25 protein-coding genes are annotated in these 22,401 nt (G+C 70.6%); 12 read left to right on the top strand and 13 right to left on the bottom strand.

The window, feature by feature from the left end; all coding sequences use genetic code 11:
- Positions 1–77: 77 nt before the first annotated feature.
- The gene (locus ACFOWZ_RS28615; RefSeq protein WP_382377014.1) at positions 78–2,912 is read right to left on the bottom strand and encodes a hypothetical protein; all 2,835 of its coding nucleotides are present in this window, start codon (positions 2,910–2,912) and stop codon (positions 78–80) included.
- A 95-nt stretch (positions 2,913–3,007) separates the two neighbouring features.
- Between ACFOWZ_RS28615 and ACFOWZ_RS28610 the strand changes: the two genes are divergently transcribed.
- The 3 genes from ACFOWZ_RS28610 to ACFOWZ_RS28600 all read left to right on the top strand — a co-directional run bounded on the left by ACFOWZ_RS28610 (position 3,008) and on the right by ACFOWZ_RS28600 (position 5,650).
- Positions 3,008–3,865, top strand: coding sequence for an NYN domain-containing protein (locus ACFOWZ_RS28610; RefSeq protein WP_382377013.1), 858 nt, complete (start codon positions 3,008–3,010; stop codon positions 3,863–3,865).
- Positions 3,866–4,046: 181 nt separating this feature from the next.
- Entirely contained in the window at positions 4,047–4,883 is an 837-nt protein-coding gene (locus ACFOWZ_RS28605; RefSeq protein WP_382377012.1) for a peptidase inhibitor family I36 protein, read from the top strand.
- A gap of 113 nt (positions 4,884–4,996) precedes the next feature.
- Complete coding sequence (locus ACFOWZ_RS28600; protein ID WP_382377011.1) at positions 4,997–5,650, top strand: polysaccharide lyase family 7 protein; 654 nt, start codon at positions 4,997–4,999, stop codon at positions 5,648–5,650.
- Here the strand turns inward: ACFOWZ_RS28600 and ACFOWZ_RS28595 are convergent, their stop codons facing one another.
- Genes ACFOWZ_RS28595 through ACFOWZ_RS28585 form a run of 3 tightly spaced genes read right to left on the bottom strand, consistent with a single transcriptional unit; the run spans position 5,651 to position 7,085 of the window.
- The gene (locus ACFOWZ_RS28595) at positions 5,651–6,295 is read right to left on the bottom strand and encodes a DNA alkylation repair protein (RefSeq protein ID WP_382377068.1); all 645 of its coding nucleotides are present in this window, start codon (positions 6,293–6,295) and stop codon (positions 5,651–5,653) included. It lies immediately after the preceding gene.
- Between the two features lie 49 nt (positions 6,296–6,344).
- On the bottom strand, positions 6,345–6,716 hold the full coding sequence (locus ACFOWZ_RS28590) for a MerR family transcriptional regulator (protein ID WP_382377010.1): 372 nt from the start codon (positions 6,714–6,716) through the stop codon (positions 6,345–6,347).
- Positions 6,717–6,725: 9 nt separating this feature from the next.
- The gene (locus ACFOWZ_RS28585) at positions 6,726–7,085 is read right to left on the bottom strand and encodes a hypothetical protein (protein WP_382377009.1); all 360 of its coding nucleotides are present in this window, start codon (positions 7,083–7,085) and stop codon (positions 6,726–6,728) included.
- Between the two features lie 68 nt (positions 7,086–7,153).
- On the opposite strand from ACFOWZ_RS28585, the gene ACFOWZ_RS28580 reads away from it, so the two are divergent.
- A complete protein-coding gene (locus ACFOWZ_RS28580) occupies positions 7,154–7,894 on the top strand; it encodes a hypothetical protein (protein ID WP_382377008.1) in 741 nt (246 codons plus the stop codon).
- Here the strand turns inward: ACFOWZ_RS28580 and ACFOWZ_RS28575 are convergent.
- A complete protein-coding gene (locus tag ACFOWZ_RS28575) occupies positions 7,891–8,112 on the bottom strand; it encodes a hypothetical protein (RefSeq protein ID WP_382377007.1) in 222 nt (73 codons plus the stop codon). The genes ACFOWZ_RS28580 and ACFOWZ_RS28575 overlap by 4 nt on opposite strands.
- Before the next feature lie 99 nt (positions 8,113–8,211).
- On the opposite strand from ACFOWZ_RS28575, the gene ACFOWZ_RS28570 reads away from it, so the two are divergent.
- The 3 genes from ACFOWZ_RS28570 to ACFOWZ_RS28560 all read left to right on the top strand — a co-directional run bounded on the left by ACFOWZ_RS28570 (position 8,212) and on the right by ACFOWZ_RS28560 (position 12,225).
- Complete coding sequence (locus ACFOWZ_RS28570) at positions 8,212–10,953, top strand: ATP-binding protein (protein WP_382377006.1); 2,742 nt, start codon at positions 8,212–8,214, stop codon at positions 10,951–10,953.
- A gap of 170 nt (positions 10,954–11,123) precedes the next feature.
- On the top strand, positions 11,124–11,696 hold the full coding sequence (locus ACFOWZ_RS28565; RefSeq protein ID WP_382377005.1) for a dihydrofolate reductase family protein: 573 nt from the start codon (positions 11,124–11,126) through the stop codon (positions 11,694–11,696).
- A 16-nt stretch (positions 11,697–11,712) separates the two neighbouring features.
- Positions 11,713–12,225 carry a hypothetical protein gene (locus tag ACFOWZ_RS28560; RefSeq protein ID WP_382377004.1) on the top strand — a complete coding sequence of 171 codons (513 nt, stop codon included), beginning with the start codon at positions 11,713–11,715 and terminating at the stop codon, positions 12,223–12,225.
- Positions 12,226–12,230: 5 nt separating this feature from the next.
- On the opposite strand, the gene ACFOWZ_RS28555 is transcribed toward ACFOWZ_RS28560, so the two are convergent.
- Both ACFOWZ_RS28555 and ACFOWZ_RS28550 read right to left on the bottom strand, forming a co-directional pair.
- Positions 12,231–12,524, bottom strand: a complete 294-nt coding sequence (locus tag ACFOWZ_RS28555) for a SelT/SelW/SelH family protein (RefSeq protein WP_382377003.1) — start codon at positions 12,522–12,524, stop codon at positions 12,231–12,233.
- Positions 12,521–13,387 (bottom strand): helix-turn-helix transcriptional regulator, encoded by an 867-nt coding sequence (locus ACFOWZ_RS28550; protein WP_382377002.1) that lies wholly within the window; start codon positions 13,385–13,387, stop codon positions 12,521–12,523. Before ACFOWZ_RS28550 ends, ACFOWZ_RS28555 begins: the two co-directional genes overlap by 4 nt.
- A 145-nt stretch (positions 13,388–13,532) precedes the next feature.
- Here ACFOWZ_RS28550 and ACFOWZ_RS28545 point away from each other — a divergent pair, with 145 nt between their 5' ends.
- On the top strand, positions 13,533–14,573 hold the full coding sequence (locus tag ACFOWZ_RS28545) for an NAD(P)-dependent alcohol dehydrogenase (RefSeq protein ID WP_382377001.1): 1,041 nt from the start codon (positions 13,533–13,535) through the stop codon (positions 14,571–14,573).
- Between the two features lie 3 nt (positions 14,574–14,576).
- Here the strand turns inward: ACFOWZ_RS28545 and ACFOWZ_RS28540 are convergent, their stop codons facing one another.
- Entirely contained in the window at positions 14,577–14,948 is a 372-nt protein-coding gene (locus ACFOWZ_RS28540; RefSeq protein WP_382377000.1) for a MerR family transcriptional regulator, read from the bottom strand.
- 59 nt (positions 14,949–15,007) lie between these two features.
- On the opposite strand from ACFOWZ_RS28540, the gene ACFOWZ_RS28535 reads away from it, so the two are divergent.
- Positions 15,008–16,057: an alkene reductase gene (locus ACFOWZ_RS28535; protein ID WP_382376999.1), complete on the top strand. Its 1,050-nt coding sequence runs from the start codon at positions 15,008–15,010 to the stop codon at positions 16,055–16,057.
- Here the strand turns inward: ACFOWZ_RS28535 and ACFOWZ_RS28530 are convergent.
- Positions 16,045–16,635: a TetR/AcrR family transcriptional regulator gene (locus ACFOWZ_RS28530; protein ID WP_382376998.1), complete on the bottom strand. Its 591-nt coding sequence runs from the start codon at positions 16,633–16,635 to the stop codon at positions 16,045–16,047. The genes ACFOWZ_RS28535 and ACFOWZ_RS28530 overlap by 13 nt on opposite strands.
- Before the next feature lie 95 nt (positions 16,636–16,730).
- Here ACFOWZ_RS28530 and ACFOWZ_RS28525 point away from each other — a divergent pair, with 95 nt between their 5' ends.
- On the top strand, positions 16,731–17,114 hold the full coding sequence (locus tag ACFOWZ_RS28525) for a nuclear transport factor 2 family protein (RefSeq protein WP_201780144.1): 384 nt from the start codon (positions 16,731–16,733) through the stop codon (positions 17,112–17,114).
- Complete coding sequence (locus ACFOWZ_RS28520; protein ID WP_382376997.1) at positions 17,111–17,908, top strand: NmrA family NAD(P)-binding protein; 798 nt, start codon at positions 17,111–17,113, stop codon at positions 17,906–17,908. The genes ACFOWZ_RS28525 and ACFOWZ_RS28520 overlap by 4 nt, the downstream gene beginning before the upstream one ends.
- Here ACFOWZ_RS28520 and ACFOWZ_RS28515 read toward each other — a convergent pair.
- The 4 genes from ACFOWZ_RS28515 to ACFOWZ_RS28500 form a co-directional block, all read right to left on the bottom strand.
- A complete protein-coding gene (locus tag ACFOWZ_RS28515; RefSeq protein ID WP_382376996.1) occupies positions 17,886–18,398 on the bottom strand; it encodes a pyridoxamine 5'-phosphate oxidase family protein in 513 nt (170 codons plus the stop codon). The two genes, ACFOWZ_RS28520 and ACFOWZ_RS28515, sit on opposite strands and share 23 nt — an antisense overlap.
- Before the next feature lie 43 nt (positions 18,399–18,441).
- Positions 18,442–19,761 (bottom strand): hypothetical protein, encoded by a 1,320-nt coding sequence (locus tag ACFOWZ_RS28510; RefSeq protein ID WP_382376995.1) that lies wholly within the window; start codon positions 19,759–19,761, stop codon positions 18,442–18,444.
- Between the two features lie 43 nt (positions 19,762–19,804).
- Complete coding sequence (locus tag ACFOWZ_RS28505) at positions 19,805–21,307, bottom strand: beta-xylosidase (protein ID WP_382376994.1); 1,503 nt, start codon at positions 21,305–21,307, stop codon at positions 19,805–19,807.
- Positions 21,308–21,373: 66 nt separating this feature from the next.
- Positions 21,374–22,174, bottom strand: coding sequence for a heme/hemin ABC transporter substrate-binding protein (locus ACFOWZ_RS28500; protein WP_382376993.1), 801 nt, complete (start codon positions 22,172–22,174; stop codon positions 21,374–21,376).
- 1 nt (position 22,175) lies between these two features.
- On the opposite strand from ACFOWZ_RS28500, the gene ACFOWZ_RS28495 reads away from it, so the two are divergent.
- The coding region (locus tag ACFOWZ_RS28495; RefSeq protein ID WP_382376992.1) for a hypothetical protein at positions 22,176–22,401 on the top strand (226 nt) is incomplete at its 3' end.

Below are 22,401 nucleotides of genomic sequence, written 5' to 3'. Positions count from 1 at the left end.
TTCTGGGGCGGCCATTTTCCCACGCGGCGGCGGAATGTGCGAGCACCCAGGTCAGACGCGTGCCCGGTGGGCTCCGCTCAGCGGTGGGCCCGGCTCCAGAGCGCCGGCCACCCGCTGTCACCCACCAGCGCGGCGGGTACCACCAGGCCGTGTTCGGCGATGCGCTCCCAGAACACGTCCACGGGGGCCCCGAGCTCGGCGGCGGCGGTCATCGCTGCCCGCCACGGACCGCCCTCACCGGACAGATCGCTGGCGGGAAAGCCCGGAACCGCGGTCCTTCGAGCTCCCGCCACCTGAACCGTGCCGTGGGAGCCTGCCGTGCAGGTGGTCGCGATCGCCAGCGCGCACACCAGTTCGGTCGACGGGCGGCGTGCCACCGACCGCGCCAGTGCGTCGTCGCCGACCAGGTCGCCCATGGCCGCGCGGACTGCCCTGGCCACCACGTCCATCGCGTGGGCCGGTGCGATGTCCGGCAGGCGGGTGAGCGCGCGCAACGTTCGCGGCAGCGGTGAGCCGTTCGTGAGAGCGCCGAGTCGTTCGTTCTCGCGCAGGCTCTCCACCGCGGCGGTGAGCGGGCGGACTCGGGTCGCCTGCCACAGGGCTTGGGCGCTCAGGCCCGTGTCGAGGGCGGTGCGGACCAGGTCGGTGTGGCCGGGCCGGCGCTTCAACGCGATCACCGCCGCGTCGGGTTCGAAGTCGGCAGGCCTGCCCGGTCGTCCCAGTGCGCTCGCCAGCGCGGCGTAGGTCCGCCGCGCGGACACGGCCGGGGGCGACGACAGTTCTCGTTCGACCGCCTTCGTCAGTGCGGTGACGAGTTCGGACGGCAGGCGCGTTGCCGCGGGACGGCGTCCGCCTCGCGCGCGCACCGGGGGCACGGGCACGAGCGGTTCCGGCTCGGGCGGCGCGGGGACCGGGATGCCGTCCACCCACCGCTTGACGTGCTTTTCCAGCGCCGGGGTGACGTCGTCGTTGAACCGGGCGCGCAGTTCGTAGACGTGCCAGCCGCCGGTGTGCCGGCGGATGTCGAGGTTCGCGGCGACGCGACCGTCGGCGGGGTCGCGCAACGCCATCAGCACGCACAGGCCGCGGCGCGCCTTGTCCGCGTACCAGGACTCACCGATGCAGTTGCCCATGTAGCTCGACCAGCCGGCGAGCTGCCTCGGCTCGTGGCCCAGTTCCACGGTCAGCCCCGCGACGACCTGTCCGTCCATTGCGGACAGTTCCGGCGGGATCGGGAAGACGCCGACACTCGCCTCCGCGACCACGGCGTCCGCGCTGACCCCGGCCACCAGCTCAGCCCAGCTGCCGCACCGAGGTGGCGGTGTGGCGCCGAACATCACGAGCTGCGCGACCGCGGCGGCCGCGAGGGGGACGGAGTCGGCGCGCGGCCTGCCCGGCACCGGACGTGGCGGCGCGTCGTAGGTCAGGGCCGGGTGGGGGCGTTCGTGGCGAACGGTGGCGGTGTCGCTGCCGTGGAACGGTGCCAGGGCGTCGGCGAGGTCGGCGAGCCAGAGCAGGTCGTGCGGTGCTTCGACCTCGGCCGGGTCCGCGGTGCCGATCCGTTGCGCCAGCGGCAGGTCCGGGCTGTCCGCGTGCGCGTCGGACAGCGGCGGCTGTTCCCAGCTCTGCGGCGGCCGCACGTACCCGACCGCGGTGCGCCACTGCCGCAGCGCCGGCACGTGCCACGGTTTGCAGGCGTCCCAGCAGTTCTGCAGCGGCTCGCCGAGCTCGCCGAGCAGGTGCGTCACGGCGTCGAAGACGACCACGCCGTAGTTGCGGGCCATGGCGACGCGGGTCTTCACCTGGTTCTCGGTCTTCGCGCTGATCGGCCGGTCCGGGCTCAGCGACTGCACCAGGTGGTGGACGTAGCAACCGGGCCGCGCCGGATGGCTGTAGGCGCCTTCGGGACGGCGCGCGGCGTCGGCCCGCTGTTCCTCGGTGAGGCACTCGTCGGCCGCGACCAGCTCGGCGCGGTGCCTCTCCGCGGCGACCGCGATGCCTTCGTCGGACAACGTCCTGGCGAACCGCAGCAGCGCGGTCGCCGCGATCGCGTCGCGCAGCAGACGCCCGAGCTCCCACGAGGTCCAGTACGGCGGCGGACGCCAGCGGGCGGCCTCGGCGAGCGTCGGTGTCTCGCCGACCGCCCACCTCAGCTGTTGCAGCACCGTCTCGTCGAAGTGGACGCGGTGACGTTCGCGGAGCTTGTCCACCCGGTCCGCGCGGGTCTGCGTCGCGGCCCGTCGTGCCACGCGCCGCCGTGCGGCCAGCTCGGCGCACACGTGGTCCCACAGGCTGATGATCAACGACAGCCGGCGCGGCCGCTGGTAGCGCGACAGCACGCGGGACAGGTGGTCGGCGAGCGTGGACGCCGCACCGCGCGGGAACGGGTCGATGCCCTCCGGCGTGCGGAGGTCGAGCACGCGTTCCAGCTGCTCCGGCCCGAGGAGCTCCGAGGCGGCCGAGGCCAGTTCCAGTGCGGCCCAGCGCCGTTCTGCGACGGCCGTGTTCGTGGCGGCGCCGACCCGCTTGGTCGCCGCCGGCCCGAACAGCGCCACCAGGACGGCGGTCCGGTCGCCCAGCCGGTGCGCACCGTCGGCGCCGAGGACCCGCAGCGCGGCGAGCACCGCGTCCCGCCGGTCACCGCGGGCGCCGGACAGTCGCGCCGAGGTGAAGCCGCCGCCGAGGTCGACGCCCGCGCCGGCCGCCTCCGGTCCGCCGGCGACCAGCAGGGTGAGCTGCCGGGTCGCCTCCGCCGGGTCCGCGTCGGCCGGTCCCACGGCCACGGGCGACCCCGGCGGGTGCGCGCCGACCCGCGCCTCGGCGAGTCCGGGCGCGGCAGCACCGCCCGACGAGGGGAGCCAGCAGCTCAACCCCGGTCCGGCGGTCACCCCGAAAGCCAGTTGGATCGACATCGACACCATCATCGCGCACCCGCGCCACCGGTTTTGGGCGCTGCGACGTGCCGTGAGCTGCGACTTCCCCGAGTCCACCGGGTAGTGTCCGCGCGGTGGGGAAGATCGTCCGCATCGGAGTGTTCTACGACGGCACGTGGTTCGCGTACCTGAGCGACTTCTACGCGACCGCGCACCGGAGGGCCGCGCGGATCTCGCTCGACGGCCTGCACGACGCGCTGCGCTGGTTCGTCCACGCGGAGACCGGCCGTTCGCTCGACGAGTGCGTGGTCGCGGAGGCGCACTACGCCCGCGGCCGCATCGACACCCCGGCCGTCTCGTTCGACGCGGCCCTGACCGCCGCCGGCATCACCCGGCACGACCTGCCTCTGCACGGTGGCAAGGAGAAGGGCGTCGACGTCCACCTCGCACTGGAGGCGTGGGACCGCGCGGTCTCCGCGCCGTTGCAGTGGGTAGTGCTGCTCACCGGTGACGCCGACTTCGCCCCGCTCGTCACGAGGCTGGCCGCACGGGGCGTGCACGTGGTCGTGCCGGTCGTCGACGTGCGGACGATCGACAAGGCACCCGCCTGGACCCCGCGCACCGCGGCGCCGTTGCGGGCCGCGACCCCGTTCACGCCCGGCTTCGACGCGCTGTTCGCCCCGGCCGACCAGCCGGACTACCCGTTGCACAGCCCGTTCGTGCGTTCGTCGGAGGCCGTCGCCTCACCGGTGGGCTCGCCTCGCGGCCGCAGGCGGGGGACCGTGACGACCTGGAAGTCCGGGCAGTCGCACGGGTTCATCACCGACACCCGCGGCGGGTCGTGGTTCGTCTCCCGAGACGACCTGCCGGACGGGCTGACCCTGTTGCTGGCGGGCACGCCCGTTTCTTTCACCGGATCACCGGCTCCGATGCCGGGAAGGAAGTACCCGAGGGCCCAGTCGGTGCGCCTCGACGAGTTTCCACGGCCCTGACAAATCGGTTGCTGCTGGTGTCAGTGGAATGTCAGCGGCGGCCGAGATGCTTCCGGCGCAACATTGCTTCCCCTGCGTTAGCGCGGTTCTGACAGCGCCGATCGGGGGACGGCGTGCCATGTCGGATCCGCGGAAACGAAAAGGGCATAACGTGTTGAAGAAAACGATTTTCGTGGCATTGATGGGTGCGCTGGTGAGCGCGTCCTTCGGTGCCGGTGTCGCCAACGCGGCGACCGACCGCAACGGTACGTGCGAGTCGGGCGAGTTCTGCCTGTACTACAACAGCGACGAGGCGGGCTCGGTGTCCGACTTCGCCGAGTCGGTCGCGGACTACGGCGACGACCAGCCGGGCTGCTACGAGTTCAAGGGCGAGGGCAACGGCAAGGGCCTGTGCGTGAAGAACAACGCCGCCTCCGTCTGGAACCGCACCAGCAAGTCGGTCACGGTCTTCTACAACAGCAACTACGGCGGCGCGAAGCAGACGTTCGCGGCCGGGGCCAAAGGCAACCTGAAGGCCGAGCTCAAGAACGAGAACGCCTCGCACCGCATCGGTGACGCCGGTGGCGACCCGGACCCGAGCCCCGGCGCCCCGTACCCGGCCCCGGCCACCAACAACGAGCCGTCCCAGGCCGTTCGCGCGCCGCAGGCCTCCAAGCGCACGGCGTTCGTGCGCGGCCAGATCTCCTCGCTGACCGGTGAGCGTCAGTGCTACGTCGGCGACTACCGTCCGGGCGAGCCGTCGACCAGCAACCACAACACCGGCAACGCGCTGGACTGCACGATCTCCGACGCGATCGGTCGTTACCCGACCCCCGCGCAGAAGGCCCAGGGCTGGAAGCTCGCCTACTGGCTGCAGAAGTACGCGGTCAAGCTCGACGTCCGGTACGTGATCTGGCAGGGCAAGATCTGGAGCGTCGCCCGCGCGTCCGAGGGCTGGCGCAACTACTCGGGCAGCGGTGTCACCGGTGGTCACTACGACCACGTGCACGTCTCGATCCAGAACCCCTACGGCGACTGATCGAAACGCTTGAACTGATTTGATCCGGGTGGGCAGCGGCGACGCTGCCCACCTTTTCGGCGTCGAAATTTCGGTGCTCGCGGAAATGTGCCGCAGAGATGAGACTGCGTCTCATGCGACGAATTGCCGCAATCATCGGCACCGCTGTTCTCACGTTCACCGCAGTCCAGCCGACTGCTTTCGCCGGGCCTGTCGGGAGCGGGTGGCAGGAACACAAACCCGCGTGGAACATCCAGATCCAGAGCCGCGGCGAGATCACGAGCTACCCCAGCAGCACCACCAGCGCGTCCGGGCCGGGTGGTTCCTACCTGCGCTCCGGCGGGGTGCAGACGTTCCGGCTCTTCAACAACGGCTCCAACCGCGTCGAGGCCCGGATCCAGGACAACTACCGGACGGGTCAGCGGCAGTTCGAGGGCGAGCTCAAGGTCACCGCGGGCACCGACGACGAGAGCGCCATGCAGATCTTCGGCAACGACGGCGACGGCGCCACCACCCTCATGATCAGGTCGTACGCCAAGAACGGCGGCACGCTGCGCGGTGGCGGCAAGGACCTGGTCAGCAACATCTACGGCAAGTGGGTGCGCATCAACGTCACGCACAACGCCACTGCCACGGGCGGCAGCTACTCCATCTTCATCAACGGCAAGCTCGTGCACACCAACAACGGCCCCAAGGGCGACCACTACTTCAAGTACGGCGTCTACGGCACGTTGAAGACCGCGAGCGCCGAACACCAGTGGCGCAACGTGCACTTCTACCGGAAGTAGCTACCCGACGGGCTGGCGGCGCACCATCTCGGTGATCCAGATCGGTGCGAACGGCGACGTGCAGTTCGGCGGCGTCGGGTAGTCCTTCAGCACTTCCAGGCGCTCGCCGATGCCGATCGCACGGGCCCGCAGCGAGGGGTGTTCGATCCCGATCTGCGCCAGGCAGTGGTTCATCGCCCACTGCAGGCGTTCCGGGGCGTCCTTCATCTCCTTCTCGATCACGTCGAGCAGCCCGGCGAGGTCGAGCCCCTCCGGCTTGCGGGCCACGCGGTCCGTGGTCAGCGCCCAGCCGGCACTCGCGACTACGGGATCGGCGTCGGCGAACCAGCTGACGCGCAGGTCTTCGGCGTGCGGGCTCTTCTTCACGACGTAGTTCACGAGCCAGTCGTGCACCTTGGGCCGCCGCGCCTCGCGCAGCATGGCGTCGAGCTCGTCGCGGGAGAAGGCCTTGGGGCGGCAGATCAGCAACGCCAGCAGCCGGGCGGCGGTGTCGCCGGTCCGCCACAGCTGTACCGACAGTTCCTGTTGCGTCTTCAGCCTTTTGGCGACGGCACGCAGCTTGCCGAGGTTCACGCCGTGGTCGTCGCCGTGCTTCTCGTTGACCGCGCGTGCCTTCGGGTCCTCCAGTGCGGCCAGCTCCGCCATGACCTCGGCCACCGTCACGTCAGACCTCCCGTTCGTCGTCGGTGACAGCCTACGAGTTGAGGGCCGCGATCACCGGGCACTGCTCCCGCACGCCGTTCGCGGCGACGTCGAGCAACGCCAGCCGAACGCGGTCGAGGTCGCGCTGCCGTTGCTCGATCTCGGCGACCTTCTCCGCGATGACGCCGCCCAGGTCGTCGAGCTCGGGCGCGTCGGAGAGGGCCAGGATCTGCTCGACCTCGGTGAGGGTGAAGCCGAGGCGTTGGGCGCGGCGGATGAACTTCAGGCGCCGCAGGGCTTCCTGGTCGTAGTGCCGGTAGCCGCCGCCGGTGCGGGCGGTCGGGTGCACGAGCCCGCGCCGCTCGTAGAACCGGACGGTGCTGATGCCCACCCCGGCGGCGCGGGCCAGTTCGGATATGCGCACCACCGGAAACTACCTCCGCACCAGCGCGCGCAGCTGGGCCGCGCCCCAGAACAGCTCCAGCACCAGGAACACCGCCAGGACCGGCGTCTGCCCGTGCCACAACGCCCACACGAACCACAGGCTGAACAGCGCCCGGCCGACCGTGTCGATGCCGATGAGCAACGGTTCGGGGCGACGCCACCGCGCGATGGACCACATCACGACCACCGTGCCGAACAACGTCGCGAAGAGGAGAGCCATCACATCGGGACGGGGAGCGCCGATCAGGTCGAGCATCAACACGGCGGTCCACGGCGTGAGGAAGGCGGCGCTCGCCACGAGGTCGTAGAGGGCGCCCGCTCTGCCCCACCGGGTCACTGAGGTCTGCATGGCGATCACGATGGACCCTGCACGTTGGTGCAAGGTCAAGCCCGGACTCCCGATCTACGATGGGGCACGTGCCCGGCCAGATCGTCCGTCACGCCGACCAGATCGAGGCGGTGCGCGTGCGGTTCGCGGCCGTCCACCGGGCGAGCGCGGTCGTCGTCGGCGACGAGACCGTGTACGGGCGGCTGTGCCGGTGGGTCGTCGACGCCGTCCTGGAGAAGCACGCGAGGCAGGACGAGCTGGTCGCGTACGTCGAGGAGAACCTGCGCCTGATCGTGGCCGGGTTGTGCGACCTCGCGGGCGAGAAACGGCCGGTGCCGGACCCGGTGCGCGAAGCCGCCCTGCCCTCGCTCGTCGCACCGGCCGAGCCGCCCGCGCGCGGGGCGATGGAGCAGATCGGGCCGCTCAAGGAGGTGCTGGACGAGCTCACCGGGCTGCCGGAGGTCATCGCCGCACATGCCGTGACCTGGTACAACATCGCGGTCGAGCAGCGGGACATGGCTGCGGAACTCGAGGCCTTCATCGCGTCCGACGTGCCGGGCTGGGACGGTGCCGGCGAGCACGTGCGGTTGATGGGGCACAACATCGAGGCGATCAGAGGGCTGAGCTCGGTCTCTGCGGGTTTCGCGGAGATCGTCCAGAGCGTCGGGGTGCTGGTCGCGCAGACCCGGCGGCTCGTGCGGGAGCTGGTGATCGGCCTGGTCGTCGCCCCGACGGACGCGACGCTGTGGTGGTTGGCGTGCCGGATCGCGGTGTACGGGGTGGCGTTGAACGCCACCCTGACGCACCTGGAGGACCGGCTCAACGGTTAGGCGGCGGCGCGACGGGCCGCACGGCGCCGGGCGATGGTCGGCAGGAACCACATGTAGACGCCGGTGCCCATGAGCACGAACAACGGCAGCAGCGGCACGTACGACACCCACACCACGGAGTTGTCCACGGTCAGCGCGACCGCCGTGAACACGACGGTGGCCATGAAGACCATGCTGACCACGCGGTGGAACTGGCGGATCCCCTTGGTGCTGCTCATCTTTCCTGTCCTTCCGGTTGTTCGCTGGCGTTGGGGACAACGGTAGGAGCGGGAGGCTCGGCCGTGCTTCTCGATTCCTGACCGGTACTGTCCTGCGCCATGCAGTTCCAGTCCCCGGTGCTGGTGGGCCGGAGCGAGGAGACCTCAGCGCTGCGGGCCGCGGTGGCACGGGCCGGGCAGGGTCGCGGTGGCGCGGTGTTCCTGGTGGGGGAGCCGGGGATCGGCAAGTCGCGGCTGGCGTCCGAGCTCGCCGCGCACGCCGCGGACCGCGGGTTCCGCGTGCTCAGGGGCCGGGCGAGTCGCGCGGTGCCGTTGCGGGCGCTGTGCGAGGCGGTGCTCTCGGCCTTTCGCAAGGCTCCGGACGAGCAGCAGCTCGGCGCGTACCTGCCCGTGGTGCTGAGGATGACACCGGACGCGCCCGCCGGGGTGCCGGACCCGGCCGTGGTCAGGGCCGAGGCGGTGCTGCGGCTGTTCACCGCCGAGAAAACCGTTGTGGTGCTTGAGGACCTGCACGACGCGGACGGCGAGACGCTCGCGATCGTGGACTACCTGCTCGACAACCTCGCGGGCGAACCCGTCCTTCTCCTCGCCACGCTGCGGCCGCATCCCGATGGCGCGCAACGACTCGCGGACTCGGCCGTCGCGCGCAGGGTGGCGTTCGCGTTGCGGCTCACCGGACTGCGGGACGCCGAGGTCGCCGAACTGGCCTGCCGCCTCCTCGGCGAGCCGCTGCCCGCCGACGTGCTGGCCCAGCTCACCAAGATCGCTGACGGCGTGCCGTTCGTCGTGGAGGAGCTGCTCAACGGTGACCTCCGGGCTGTGCCTCCCACCGTCGCGGCGGCCACCCTCCACCGGGTCGACGCGCTGGGACCCGCGTGCGTCGCGCTGCTCGAAGCCGCCGCGATCTTCGGACCGGTGTTCCCGCTCGACGTCGTGGCGGCGGTCGCGGAGGTCGCGGACGCGACGAAGTTGTTGCAGGAGGCCGAACGCGCGCAGCTCGTCCACGGCGACAGGTTCCGGCACGCGCTGACCGCCGACGCGATCAGAGGCCGGATGACGCCGACGGCACGTGCGTCGCTCGCCAGGAAGGCCGCGCGAACCACGGAAGTGTTGCGGCCCAACGAACTGGAGCTCGTCGCCGAGCTGTGGGAGGCCGCCGGCGACACCGCCGGGGCCGTGCACTCGCTGGTGCGCGCCGGAAAGCACGCCGCCGCCCTCGGCCGGTTCGAGACCGCCGTCGAGCTGCTCGAACGCGGCCAGGCGATGACCAGCGACCCGGACCTCACCGCGGACCTGCTCGACGCGCTCGCCACCGTGCTCCCGCTCGCCGCGGTCGTCGTGCCCGCGGACAACGGCGCCCGTGCTTTCGCGCTGGGAGAACGACTTCAGCAGGCCCTCACCGCGGCCGGAGCCGAGCCGGGACGCCGGGCGGCGGTCCGCCTCGCCCAGGCCCGCGTCGCCGCCGTCGCCGGTCAGTGGGAACGCGGGCTCGACCTGATCGCGTCGGCCAAGGAGACCGACGCAGCGGTCGACGTCGTCAAGGCGACGTTGCTGTTCGGGCTCAACCAGCTCGACCTCCTGCCCAAGGCGCGCGAGCTCGCCGAACGCGCGGCCGCCACCGGCACCCCGGAGATCGTCTGCGAGGCGCTGGAAGTGCTCACCCGGTGCACCAGGGGACAGGACCTGGCCGAGGCGCGGCAACACGTCCGGCGCTGGCAGCAGGTGGCCGAACAGCACGGCTTGGCGGCCTGGCGGCTGCGCGCGTTGCTGGAGCTGGGCGTCGCGGACAAGTACCTGTCCATCGACGTCACGACGCTGCTGGCCGCCAGACGGGCGGCGCTCGACGCCGGTGCGATCGTCATCCTCATCGCCGCCGATCTGCACCTGGCGTCGACCTACCTGGTCCGCGGGGAGTACGACGAGGCCGCCCGGTGCGGTGCCAGCGCGGCGGAAGCGGCCGGGAAGCTGGGCCTGGACGCGTTGCAGCTGCTCGCGGTGGCCGTCGAGGCGGGCATCGCCGCGATGCACGGACGGCGCAAGGAGACCGACCAGGCGTTGGCCCGGCTGCGCGAGAACGGCGGGTCGGAGGAGATCTGGTCGTACAGCTCGGCGGTCTGCGCGTTGATGGAGGAGCGGTACGACCGCGCGCTCGCCGAGTTCGAGGAGGTCGAGCGGGCCGTCACGGAACCGCGGATCCTGCGCGGCACCTTCTACCAGGGGCCGCGGCTGCTGGTGCGGGTCGCGCACGGCCTCGCGGGCTGGCCCGAGTACGAGCGGCTCGCCGAGTCCCACCTCGCCCAGGTGCTGCTGCACCGCGTCTACCTGGCGTGGAGCCGCGCCGTCCTGCTCGGCCGCGACGGTCGCGCGGACGAGGCGGGAGAGGCGGCGGCGGAAGCGCTGGAACTGGGCACCGGACTCGGCCTTCCTCGCTACCTCGGGCTCCGGCTCGCCGGTCCGGCCGCGCTCGCCGACGGCTGGGGCGACCCGCTGGAGTGGGTGCGGGAGGCCGAGGAGTACTTCCACCGGCTCGGCGTGCCCGCCGTCGCCGCCGCGTGCCGCGCGGTGCTGCGGGAGGCGGGCGCACCCCGCCAGCGACGCTGGCGCGACCACGACACCGTGCCCGCCGAGCTGCGCAAACTCGGCGTCACGGTCCGTGAGCACGAGGTGCTGCGGCTGGTCGTGGACAGGTACGGCAACGCCGAGATCGCCGAACAGCTGTTCCTGTCCCCCCGAACGGTCGAACGTCACGTCGCGAGCCTCAAGGCCCGCACCGGCAGAACGACCCGTGCGGACCTCATCTCCTACGCCCGGCCGTTAATTGGGGGCTCGGCCCCCATGTAGTGCGGCGCGCGGACGGGAAGACTCCCGAGCACGCCGGCGGCGCTGGACTCGGTGGGGTGTTCAGCGCCGCCGTCACACGTGTCGGAAAATTTCTCCGGGCGAGTTGTCGATCCCGGCATCTACCGTTCGACGCACTCATGACAGCAAGTGCGAAACCAAGGAGAACCCCGATGCGCACCCTCATCGCCACCGCGTTCGTCTCGCTCGACGGCGTCGTCGAAGCCCCTGGCGGCGAGCCCGGTCACCGCAGCTCCGGCTGGACCTTCAAGGACATCGAGTTCGACGAGGCCGCCTACGAGATCAAGGGCCGTGAGCAGGAGGAAGCCGCGGCGATGATGATGGGCCGCGTCAGCTACGAGGCGTTCTCCCCGGTGTGGCCGACCCTCGACTACTTCCCGCGCTACAACGTGATGCCGAAGTACGTGGTCTCCAGCACGCTCAAGGAGGACCAGCTCGTCGACAACTGGGGCGACATCACGATCCTGCGCTCGCTCGACGACGTGGCCGCCCTGAAGGAGACCGAGGGCGGGCCGATCTCCATCCACGGCAGCGCGACGCTCAACCGCAACCTGTCCGACGCAGGCCTGATCGACCGCTACCACCTGCTGGTGTTCCCGGTGCTGCTCGGCGCGGGCAAGCGGCTGTTCAGCGAGACCGACAAGGACAAGCAGATGCTGAAGGTCGTCGAGAGCGAGTCCTACTCGAACGGCATCCAGAAGCTGGTCTACGACGTGGTGCGCTGACAACAAGGTGCATGTCGTGAACGGCTTCGACCACGAGCGTTGGCTGACGTCGATGAACGAGCTGTCGGCCGCGCTGACCTCCGGTTTCCGGGAGAAGTTCGGCTATCCGCCCGGCAAGAACGAGGTGACGCCCGCGGCAGGCCCCCTCCCCGAGGGGGCGGAGGACCTGCCGACGCCGCTCGTGGAGTTCTTCCGGCACGTGGAGGAGGTGTCGCTGCCGGATCTGCACACCGGTGTCTTCATCACCGGCGCGCGGCACACCGTGAGCGGGCGTGACGGCAGGCAGCCGGTCCGGATCGACGGGCCGGAGGCCGTCGACGTCGTGACGTTCGCCGCGGACGGCGGTGGGACGTTGTTCGCGCTCGGGTTGCCGGACGGGGCACCGGTGTACCGGTTGCCGCCGAGCGCGCTCGACCGCGCCGGTGTGTACGACAACCACGATTCCCGCGCCCAGGTCGTGGCGGCGACGTTGCCGGAGTTCCTCACCGGGCTGCACGACTTCCTCGCCGCCGAGATCACACGGCGGTAGCGTCCTCAGGCGTCGGCTGAGTGCTTGCGGTCGGTGTGGCCCAACGACTTCTCCGGCGCCACCCGGTCGCGCACCAGCTGCTTGAGCACCGCGAGGTCGGGAAACCCCTCCTGCTCCTTGCGCGACCACACCGTCTCGCCGTCGAGCCGGACGTCGAACACGCCACCGGTGCCGGGGATCAGCGCGACCTCACCGAGCTCGGTCGTGAACGTGGTCAGCAGCTCCTGCGCGGTCCACCCCGCACGCAACAGCCACCGGCACTGGGTGCAGTACTCGATCTCCAGACGCGGCGTTCTCATGCCTGAGTCCTAGCAGAGGACCCCGCGCGGGTCGCGTCCTTGCCCCAGCTGGCCAGCAGCTGCAACGCCTCGGCTGACGCGGTGCCGGGTTCGGCGTGGTAGGTGGTGAAGAACAGGTCGGGCTCGCTGGGCATCCGCAGCGTCTCCCACGACAACGTCATGTCGCCGACGAGCGGGTGGCGCACCTTCTTGGTGCCGAAGGCCTTTTCCTTGACGTCGTGCCTGGCCCACAGCTGCCGGAACATCTCGCTCTTCACCGACAGCTCGCCGACCAGCGCGGCCAGCTCGGGGTCGTCGGGGTAGCAGCCCGCGTCCATCCGCAGGAACGCGACGACGTCCGCGGCCTTGCTCTGCCAGTCCACGAAGAGGTCCTGGTAGGACGGTCGCAGGAAGATCAGGCGGGCCCAGTTCCGTTCGCGCGGCTCCAGTTCGCCCCAGTCGCCGAACAACGCCGCGGCCATCGGGTTCCACGCGTGGATGTCCGAGCGGCGGCCACCGATGTACGCGGGCACGCCGACGTTGTCGAGCAGGTTCTTCAACGCCGGCCGGATCTGTGACCGCACGGTTTTCTTCTTGCCGGGCTTGCTGTGCGCGAGGTTGTGCAGGTGCGCGCGCTCGGCGTCGTTGAGTCGCAACGCGCGCGCGATCGAGTCGAGCACCTCGGTGGAGACGTTGCGACCGTTGCCCTGCTCCAGCCGTGTGTAGTACGCCACAGACACGCCCGCGAGTTGCGCGAGCTCCTCACGGCGCAGACCTGGCACACGGCGAGTGCGGCCGTACTGGGGCAGCCCGACGTCGTCTGGGGACAGCCGCGCCCGGCGGCTGCGCAGGAACTCGCTCAGCTCGGTGCGCGGATCGGTCATGGGGCCGAGTATCCCCTGACCAGGCACGTCGTGCCTGCTACTGCCAGTGGTAGGCACGTCAGACGTACGAAAACCAGGTGTCTGGGTAGACCCCTCGATCAGGAGCAGTGTCGTCAAGCGACACGACGAACGAGGAGAAACCCTGATGAGCACCGTCGCTGCCTACGCCGCTCCCGCACCCAAGGCACCGCTGGAGCGCACCACCATCGAGCGTCGCGCGGTCGGCGCGCACGACGTTCTGATCGACATCAAGTTCGCGGGCATCTGCCACTCCGACATCCACCAGGTCAACGAGGGCTGGGGCGAGGGCATCTTCCCGATGGTCCCCGGTCACGAGATCGCGGGTGTGGTCGCCGAGGTCGGTTCCGAGGTGACGAAGTACGCCGTCGGCGACCGGGTCGGCGTCGGCTGCATGGTCGACTCGTGCCGCGAGTGCGAGTACTGCCTGCGCGGGCTGGAGCAGTACTGCGCCAAGGGCAACATCCAGACCTACAACGCCGTCGACCACAACGGTGACGTCACCTACGGCGGCTACTCGAAGCAGATCGTCGTCGACGAGAACTACGTGGTGCGGATCCCCGACGCGCTGCCGCTGGACGTCGCGGCGCCGCTGCTGTGCGCAGGCATCACGCTGTACGCGCCGCTCAAGCACTGGGGCGTCGCACCGGGCAAGAAGGTCGCGATCGTCGGCCTCGGCGGGCTCGGCCACATGGGCGTCAAGATCGCCCGCGCGCTCGGCGCCGAGGTGACCGTGCTGTCGCAGTCGTTGCGCAAGAAGGACGACGGCCTGAAGCTCGGCGCCCACGACTACCGCGCCACCAACGACCCGGAGACGTTCCGGGAGCTGGCGGGCAAGTTCGACGTGATCGTCTCCACGGTGTCCGCGCCGCTGGACTTCAGCGCCTACCTGTCGTTGCTCAGGACCGAGGGCGCGATGGTCAACGTCGGCGCTCCCGAGGAGTCCATCTCGGTGAACCTGTTCAGCCTGATCGTGGGCCGCAAGACGCTCGCCGGTTCGATGATCGGCGGCATCGCGGAGACCCAGGAGATGCTGGACTTCTGCGCCGAGCACGGCCTGGGCGCGGAGATCGAGCTGATCGACGCCGACCAGATCAACGTCGCCTACGACCGCGTGCAGTCGAGCGACGTGCGGTACCGGTTCGTGATCGACACCGCCACGATCTGAGCCTCAGGCCGGTGGGCACGGCACGCCGGACTCGTGAGCCTTGACGGCTCCGGCGATGACCGAGTCGAGCTGGTGAAGCGTCTCCCGCAGGTCCTCGATCTGCCGCACCACCGACGACCGGTGTTCGTGCAGCTTGGTCAGGACGTGCGGGGACGCCTCACCGGTGACCACGCACGGCAGCATCTCCAGGATCGACGCGCTGGAGATGCCCGCGGCGTAGAGGTGCTGGATCAGCCGCACCCGGTCGACAGCCTTGTCGCCGTAGTGGCGTTGCCCGCTCTCGCTGCGTTCGGACGTGAGAAGGCCCTGCTCCTCGTAGTAGCGCAACGCGCGCACGCTGACGCCCGTGCGTTCCGCCAGCTCACCGATGCGCATGAGACCTCCGCCACAAAAGTTACCTCTGACGTCAACGTCAGGTTTCTAGCGTAGCTCTCATGCTTCTCACCAGCTACCAGCTCGGAAACCTGACCCTCCCGAACCGTCTCGTCATGGCGCCCATGACCCGCGCACGAGCCGTGGACGGCAAACCGACCGCAGCGACGGCCACCTACTACGCCCAACGCGCCACCGCCGGGCTCATCGTCACCGAAGGCGTCCACCCGAACGCGGTCGGCCAGGCCGGTCCGTCCATGCCCGGCATCCACACCGACGACCAGGTCGCGGCCTGGCGAGTCGTCACGGACGCCGTGCACGCCAACGGCGGCCGGATCTTCGCCCAGCTCATGCACGGCGGCCGCATCGGGCACTTCGCGGTCGCGGGGCATCAGCCCGTCGGTCCGTCGGCGATCGCGGCCGACAGCGAGGTCTTCACGTCCACCGGCATGGCGCCCGCACCGGTGCCGCGCGCGTTGGCGACCGGTGAGGTCCGCGACGAGGCCCGGGCGTTCGGCGACGCGGCGAGGTGCGCGGTCGAGGCCGGGTTCGACGGCGTCGAGCTGCACGGCGCGAACGGCTACCTCATCCAGCAGTTCCTGTCCTCCAACGCGAACCAGCGCACCGACGGCTACGGCGGCTCGATCACCGGCCGGATCCGGTTCGCCGTCGAGGCGGTCGAGGCGGCGGTCGACGCCATCGGCGCGGACCGCGTCGGCATCCGGCTCTCACCCGGCGGTCAGGTGCAGGACATCGTCGAATCCGAGATGTCCGCGCTCTACGACGCGTTGCTGAAAGCGTTGCCGGACATCGCTTACCTCCACGTGCTCGCGACGGCCGACGACGAAGTCCTGATGGGACTGCGCAAGGCGTGGCCCACGGCGTTCATCCTCAACCCGGGCGGCCAGATCGGGCCGCACGAGAGCACGCGCGAGCAGGGCGAACGCTGGCTCGCCAACGGCGCCGACCTGATCAGCTACGGCCGCGCGTACCTCGGCAACCCCGACCTCGTCGAACGGTTCCGGCTGGGCCTGCCGCTCGTGAGCACCGACCGCGAGACGTGGTTCCAGACCGAGGCCGGCTACGTCGACTACCCCAGCTACCAGCACTGAAGCGCACGCATCAGGTGGTCGACGAGCCGTTCCAGGTAGTCGGGCTCGACGTCGGCGCGGCGCACCGACAGTCGCCAGTAGACGGGCGCGGCGACCAGGTCGAGCGCGATCTCCACGTCGAAGTCCGCCGGTAGCTCGCCCCGTTCGACCGCTCGCTTGAGCGTCGCGGCGCCCAGTGCGCGGCGCGGTTCCCCGATAGTCGCCGCGATCGCCTCCGCCAGCGCGGGCGTGCGGACGGCCTCCGCGGTGAGGTCCGGCAGGATCGTGGCGAACCGGGGGTGGGTCAGCCAGTCGTGCACGGCCCGCACGGTCGCGAGCAGATCGCCGCGCAACGACCCGGTGTCCGGAACTTCTGCCAGTGGCACGGAGAACTCCGACAGCGCCGCGACCACCATGTCCTGTTTGGACGGCCAGCGCCGGTACAGCGCGCTCTTGCCGACCTCTGCGCGTTTGGCCACCGCCTCCATCGACAGCCGGCCGTAACCGTGCAGAGCGAGCTCGTCCAGCACGGCGTCGGTGATCGCCCGGGTCACCTGCGGCTGCAGGACGGCGGCGCCGGTCGGGGTGCGCTTGGTCATGACGCACATCATAGGACTGGACGAGACGGTCCCGTCCCGCCTAACGTTGTGGACGGGACGGGACCGTCTCGTCCATTTCAATCGGAGGAACATCCGTGGATGTCATCCAGAGGGCGTTGCAACTGCTGTTGGACAAGGACATGATCGGGTTCGCCGGCCTGTGGGCGGAGGACGGTGTGGCGGAGTTCCCGTTCGCCCCGCCCGGCTGGCCCTCCAGGCTGGAGGGCCGTTCCGCGGTCGAGGACTACGTGCGCGACTACGCGAAGACGCTCGACATCAAGGCCTTCCCCAAGAAGGTCGTGCACCGGACCACTGACCCGGACGTCGCCATCGTCGAATTCGACGCCGAGGGCGTCGTGGTGCCGACCGGCGAGCCGTACCGGTCCTCGTACATCGTGGTCATCGCGACCCGCGACGGCGAGATCGTGAACTACCGCGACTACTGGAACCCGCTGCAGCTGCAGGAGTGGAGGGCGTGAGCACGCTGGTCATCGGCGGCACCGGCACCACGGGTGGCCTGCTCGCGAACCTGCTTCCCGACGCTCGCATCGGCACCAGGAAACCGTTGCGCGACAACCACGTCCGGTTCGACTGGGAGGTCCTGGCGACGTACGGGAGCGCCCTCGAAGGCGTCGACCGCGTCTACCTCATCCCGCCCCTCGGCGTCGTCGATCCCGTGCCGGTGGTCGAGTCGTTTCTCGCTCGCGCGCGGCAGGTGCGGCGGGTGGTGCTGCTGAGCTCGTCCGCGGTGCCGGAGAGCGCCACGGGAATGGGCGCTCTCCCGGCGCTGGTGCGGACGATGCCGGGGTGGGCGGTGCTGCGGCCGTCGTGGTTCATGCAGAACTTCACCGGTGACCACGTGGTCGCGGCGGGCGTTCGCGACGGCGAGATCGTCACAGCCACCGGTGACGGCCGCGTGGCGTTCGTCGACGCCGCCGACATCGCCGCCGTGGCGGCACGGGCGTTGACGGATCCGGTGCCGCACAACACGGATCACGTGATCACCGGCCCGCAGGCGCTGAGTTACGCCGATGCCGCCGCGATCATCACCGAGGTCACCGGGAGGCCCGTGCGGCACCGTTCGGTCAGCACCGGGGAGCTGGCCGAACGGCTTGCCGCGTCGTTGCCGGGGGAGTTCGCCGCGATCCTCGCCGGGCTCGACGAGGACATCCGCGGCGGCGCGGAGGACCGCGTGACCTCCACCGTCGAGGACGTGACGGGAAGGCCGGCGCGATCGTTCCGGGACTTCGTCAGCCGAACGTCCATCGGGTAGCGCCACCCGGTTCCACAGTGGCCACGGCGTGCGCGGCCCGCAACGTGATCCGGTAGACGTGCCAGGGCGGAGGACCACCGCTCGGCGCGGTGTAGGGCGCGGTGAACGCCTGGCCGTCGCGCTGGGCGGGCCAGCCGGACTCCCGGTACCGCGCGGCGATCCTGTCCAAAGTGGACTCGTCGGTGATCCGGTGCGCGTCACCCTCCAGCACGAGGTCCATTCCGGTCAGCCGCACCGACACCGTGCAGGCCGGGTTCTCCGCGAGGTTGCGCGACTTGCGGGTGCCCGGCCCGCTCACGAAGTGCAGGGCGTCCTCGAACCAGACGGCGCCGATGCCTGCCGAGCGCGGCCGGCCGTCCGGGCGCACGGTGTTCAGGAAGAACGGCACGTCCTTCGACGCGGACTCGGTGGCGAGGAGGTCCTGCGCCTGGCTCCACGGCAGGGCGGTGTTGCCGTACTGGTCGAGGTTGCGTGTCTCAATCGTCGTCATGCACACACGTCGAACGAGCACGGCCGTTTTCGACAGCGGGCACTCACCGGCCGACTGAACCGCACGGCACGACGAAGAACCAGTCCTTCGGCTCGTGCTCCAGCCTGGCCTCAGGTGCACCGCCCGCACACGCCGCACGGGCCCGCGCCAGGCTCTCGTCCCACGGAACGCCCTTCAGCACGGCCCTGGGCTCCTGCAGGTGCGTGAAGACGCTCACGACCACGGCCATCCCGATCAGGTAGCGGCTGCCGCCCACCACCGCGCGTTCCCAGGTCTTCGACGGGGTCGCGTCGAGGCCCACGAAGATCGCCGTGAACAGGAACAGGCACGGCGCGATGCTGTAGCGCTGCCCGGCCATCACGATCTCGGGCGCCTGCACCTGCAGGGCCTGCGTCCAGTTCAGCACCAGGCACGCCACGATGACGATCACGCTGTACGCGGCCGCAGCCAGCGCCAGCGTCCGTTCGGCCCGGTCGCCGAACCGCAGGCCCGCCACGATCGGCAGGGCCGCGACCAGCAGGGCGGCCAGGATCACCAGGTTGCCGTTGGCCGGGTAGAACTCGCTGACCCGCTCGGACCCGGTGAACGCCACCACCGGCACCCGCAGCAGGCTCGCCAGCAGCACCTGCACGGGATCGACCTCGTCGTGCGAGTACGGCGTCCGCGTCGCGAACAGCACGACCAGGCCCTGGACGACCAGCCCGGCGAGGAACGCGATCGGCACCTCCCTGCGGGACAGGAAGAGCCGCACGAGCGCGATCGGCGCCAGCACGAACACCAGCGGGCTGGACACGGCGGCGAGGAACACGAACAACGCGACCGGCACACGTGGGGCGTTGCGCCACAACAACGCCCAGAAGACGCCGTAGAGCAGGAACCAGTGCAGGTTCGCCATGTTGTTCAACGTCTCGGAGTTGCCCGCGGGCAGCACGATGACCAGCGAGGCCAGCGCGAACCGCATGGGCGTCGACCGCAGGTAGGCCTTGGAGGCCGCGAATGTGATCAACGCGACCAGCGCCCGCAGGACCGCCGCGGCGATCGCGAACCCGGCGGCGGTCCACTCGATCGGCAGCAGCGCGACGACCTGCGCGACCAGGCGCGGCAGCGTGTGCAGGTAACCGCCGTAGGGCTCGACGAGGTTGCCGAGCGCGGGGGAGCGGATCGCGTCGACTGCGAACCTGGCGCCGTCCTCGGCCCACAGGTGGTCGAGCCGGGCCCAGCCGGGCGGGATGAGCAGCAGGAACGCCACCGAGCCGAGGAACCCGGCCAGCATGCCGAACCACGCCCGCTCGTGCGGGGGCTCGGCGGGCAGCGGGATCACGCTCTCCGCGAGCGCTTTCGGCCGTTCGATCGTCGCCGTCACCTGTCCGTCCCCCCGATGTCGAACTCGGGGGAGAACGTACCGGTCAGCGTTTCGCGAGGTCCGGCAGGCGTTGGTAGCGCGCCCACTGCTCAGCGGACACCGGGGTGATCGTGGAGGAGTTGAGCGTCGCGACCTCGGCTGATCCGACCACCCAGAGCTTGTCGTCGAGCACCAGGCCGACCACGTTGTCCGGGTTCATCACGGCGGGGGCGCCGGCGGGGACCCTGACCGCGAGCTTCAGCGAGTCGACGCCCTGCGGCCGGGTGCCGAGCACACCGCGCGCGAACTTGGCGGCCACCGAGCGGCGCTCGAACCGCATCACCGTGCCGTTCACCACGACGTCGAGCGTGCGTTCCGGCGACGGCACCGCGAAGCCGTTGAGCGCCTTGGCCTCGGCCGCGGTGGCGCACCCCTTGATCCCGACCGCGTCGAGGCCGAAGTGGGAGATGTTCGTCGGCCCCGCCGGCCCCTCGATCGTGCCGCGCAGCACGTCCAGCGCCACCCGGCCGCACGGGTCCTTGGGGTCGACGGCCGCGTGCCCCTCCGGCGTGCGCACGAGGCCCGGGCCTTCCTTCCAGCTGCCGGGGATCAGCACCGGTTCGAACGGGTGGCGGGTGAAGTCCTTGTTCCAGAACGTGATGGTCGTGCCGTTGTCGGTCTCGTGGGCGATGGCGAACGAGGACACCGCCTCGATCCACATCCAGTCGGCGCTGAACGCCTCGACCACCGACCGGGTGCGCGGCTGGTTGTTCGAGGTCACGGGCTTGAAACCCTGCGTGCCGAGCGCCTCGACGCCCTTGGTGAACGCGGGGTCCTTCGAGCGCAGCACGTACTGGCCGGCGCCGTTCTGGTGCGAGGCGAGACCGGTGGTGTCGGTGAACATCAGGTACACCCAGCCGTCGACGTAGACGGCCGACTGCTGACCTGCGCCGTAGGTGTTCTCGCGGATGTTGTCACCGGCGGGGGCGACGATCGACTGGCCGCCGTTCTCCCTGGTCCAGCTCATACCGTCCTTGCTGGACGCGACGCCGACCGAGCTGCCGTTCGCGTGGTTGTCCCGCGACGCGCCGGTGTAATACATGTAGTAGGTGTCGCCGATCTTGATCAGCGACGGGTCGCACGTGTGCATCGCGTCGAAGCTGGTCCCGCTGCCCGAGAACACCGGGACGGCCGTGCTGAACGGCCCGTCGGCGCTGGGACCCTCGCTGTAGAGGATGTCGTCACCGCCGGGCGGCGCCGCGCTCAGCTGGCTGCACCACCACGCGCGCACACGGCCGTTGTCGAGCATCACGGCGGGCGCGTAGTTATACGGCGCGTCCCCCGCCCCCGCCAGCACCGTTCCGGAGCTCTGCCGCCCGTTCTCGGTGGCGAGAGTGATCTTGTCCCGTGGCGGTACCGGTGCCGGCGTCTTCTTCGTCGAGGTGGGCGCCACCTGCTCCGGAGGAACCCCGGACGGGTCGCCGGCCGCCGCGTTCGTGCACGCCGTGACGGCGCTGACCAGCGCCAGCGCAGCGAGTAACGCGGGAGGGCGACGACTCAGGGGCACTCACCCATCATAGTGATCAAGTCCGCCGTCCGGGTGAAGTCGCCGTGGCACGCACAACGCCGCAGCTCACGTGTACAGCGCCCGAGCGAGGCCGTCGATCACCGAGGCGGTCAGCGGCCCGAAGCTCAGCACCTGGTGGTCGTCCATGTCGACGACCCGGCGCTTCTGCCAGGCCGGCGTCCGCGCGACACCGGGAACTGCCTCCAGACCCTCGACCCCGCCGACGGACCGGAGCCCACCGGACATCACCAGGATGACGTCCGGCGCCGCCTTCCCCAGCGCCTCCGGATCGATCGGCACCGCTCCCCGCAGCCCTGTCTCGGACGCCGCGTCCACCCCGCCGACCGCGGTGATGAGCTCGTCCGCGCCGGTGCCCTCGCCCAGGATCTGGTGGACCCCTTCCCCGCCGCGCAGGTAGAGGAACACGATCCGCGGCTCCGAGTCGTCCGAGAGCTTCTGCGCCGCGATCTTGGTCTTCTCGATCTCCAGGTTCGTGCGACCGGCGAGCTTCCTCCCCTCCGCCGGGACACCGAGCGCGTCGGCGACCTGGTGGATCAGCGTGGCGACGTTGTTGATGGCACGCCTGGAATCCGTGACGACGACGGGAACGCCGGAGTCCCGGAGCCGCTGCACCACGTCCCACGGCCCGAGCGACGTGTCCGTGAGCACGACCGTCGGCCGCAGCCTCGTGATCGCGTCGGCGTCGAGCTGGTGCCCGCTCGCCGTGATGAGCGGAAGCCGTGCCGCGGCGGGAAATCCGGTCGAGATGTCGCGTCCGGCCATCCGGTCTCCGAGCCCCAGCCCGAACACCGTCGCGCCGAGCGTGCCGTGCCGGTCGAAGGCGAGGATCCGGTCGACGCTGGTCACCGTGACATCGGTGCCCTGGGCGTCGGTGACGGTCGCCGGCAGGTCCGGCACGACCGCGTCGCTGATCGGCACGACGTCCGGATCGGCCACCGTGGCGGTGCTCGGCCCCGACTTCTGCCTGGGATCTTCGGGCGCGAGCTGTTCCAGCGGCGTCCGGGTGCTTTCGGGCGCGTTCGTGACGGCCGGCCCGGTACATCCCGCGGCCAGCAGGACCGTGAGCACCACCA

The sequence above is a fragment of the Lentzea rhizosphaerae genome (genome assembly GCF_042649515.1).
Lineage (GTDB): Bacteria > Actinomycetota > Actinomycetes > Mycobacteriales > Pseudonocardiaceae > Lentzea > Lentzea aerocolonigenes.
Note: the sequence above shows the minus strand (reverse complement) of the source record. Positions and strands in the feature narration are given on the sequence as shown.

Excerpts from the sequence above, each read along its gene's own strand:
- ACFOWZ_RS28575 (WP_382377007.1), bottom strand. The coding sequence starts at position 8,112 with ATGAGCAGCACCAAGGGGATCCGCCAGTTCCACCGCGTGGTCAGCATG.
- ACFOWZ_RS28595 (WP_382377068.1), bottom strand. The coding sequence starts at position 6,295 with ATGGCGGAGCTGGCCGCACTGGAGGACCCGAAGGCACGCGCGGTCAAC.
- ACFOWZ_RS28545 (WP_382377001.1), top strand. The coding sequence starts at position 13,533 with ATGAGCACCGTCGCTGCCTACGCCGCTCCCGCACCCAAGGCACCGCTG.
- ACFOWZ_RS28550 (WP_382377002.1), bottom strand. The coding sequence starts at position 13,387 with ATGACCGATCCGCGCACCGAGCTGAGCGAGTTCCTGCGCAGCCGCCGG.
- ACFOWZ_RS28615 (WP_382377014.1), bottom strand. The coding sequence starts at position 2,912 with ATGTCGATCCAACTGGCTTTCGGGGTGACCGCCGGACCGGGGTTGAGC.
- ACFOWZ_RS28540 (WP_382377000.1), bottom strand. The coding sequence starts at position 14,948 with ATGCGCATCGGTGAGCTGGCGGAACGCACGGGCGTCAGCGTGCGCGCG.
- ACFOWZ_RS28570 (WP_382377006.1), top strand. The coding sequence starts at position 8,212 with ATGCAGTTCCAGTCCCCGGTGCTGGTGGGCCGGAGCGAGGAGACCTCA.
- ACFOWZ_RS28565 (WP_382377005.1), top strand. The coding sequence starts at position 11,124 with ATGCGCACCCTCATCGCCACCGCGTTCGTCTCGCTCGACGGCGTCGTC.
- ACFOWZ_RS28605 (WP_382377012.1), top strand. The coding sequence starts at position 4,047 with ATGGGTGCGCTGGTGAGCGCGTCCTTCGGTGCCGGTGTCGCCAACGCG.
- ACFOWZ_RS28535 (WP_382376999.1), top strand. The coding sequence starts at position 15,008 with ATGCTTCTCACCAGCTACCAGCTCGGAAACCTGACCCTCCCGAACCGT.
- ACFOWZ_RS28555 (WP_382377003.1), bottom strand. The coding sequence starts at position 12,524 with ATGAGAACGCCGCGTCTGGAGATCGAGTACTGCACCCAGTGCCGGTGG.
- ACFOWZ_RS28530 (WP_382376998.1), bottom strand. The coding sequence starts at position 16,635 with ATGACCAAGCGCACCCCGACCGGCGCCGCCGTCCTGCAGCCGCAGGTG.
- ACFOWZ_RS28600 (WP_382377011.1), top strand. The coding sequence starts at position 4,997 with ATGCGACGAATTGCCGCAATCATCGGCACCGCTGTTCTCACGTTCACC.
- ACFOWZ_RS28585 (WP_382377009.1), bottom strand. The coding sequence starts at position 7,085 with ATGCAGACCTCAGTGACCCGGTGGGGCAGAGCGGGCGCCCTCTACGAC.
- ACFOWZ_RS28515 (WP_382376996.1), bottom strand. The coding sequence starts at position 18,398 with ATGACGACGATTGAGACACGCAACCTCGACCAGTACGGCAACACCGCC.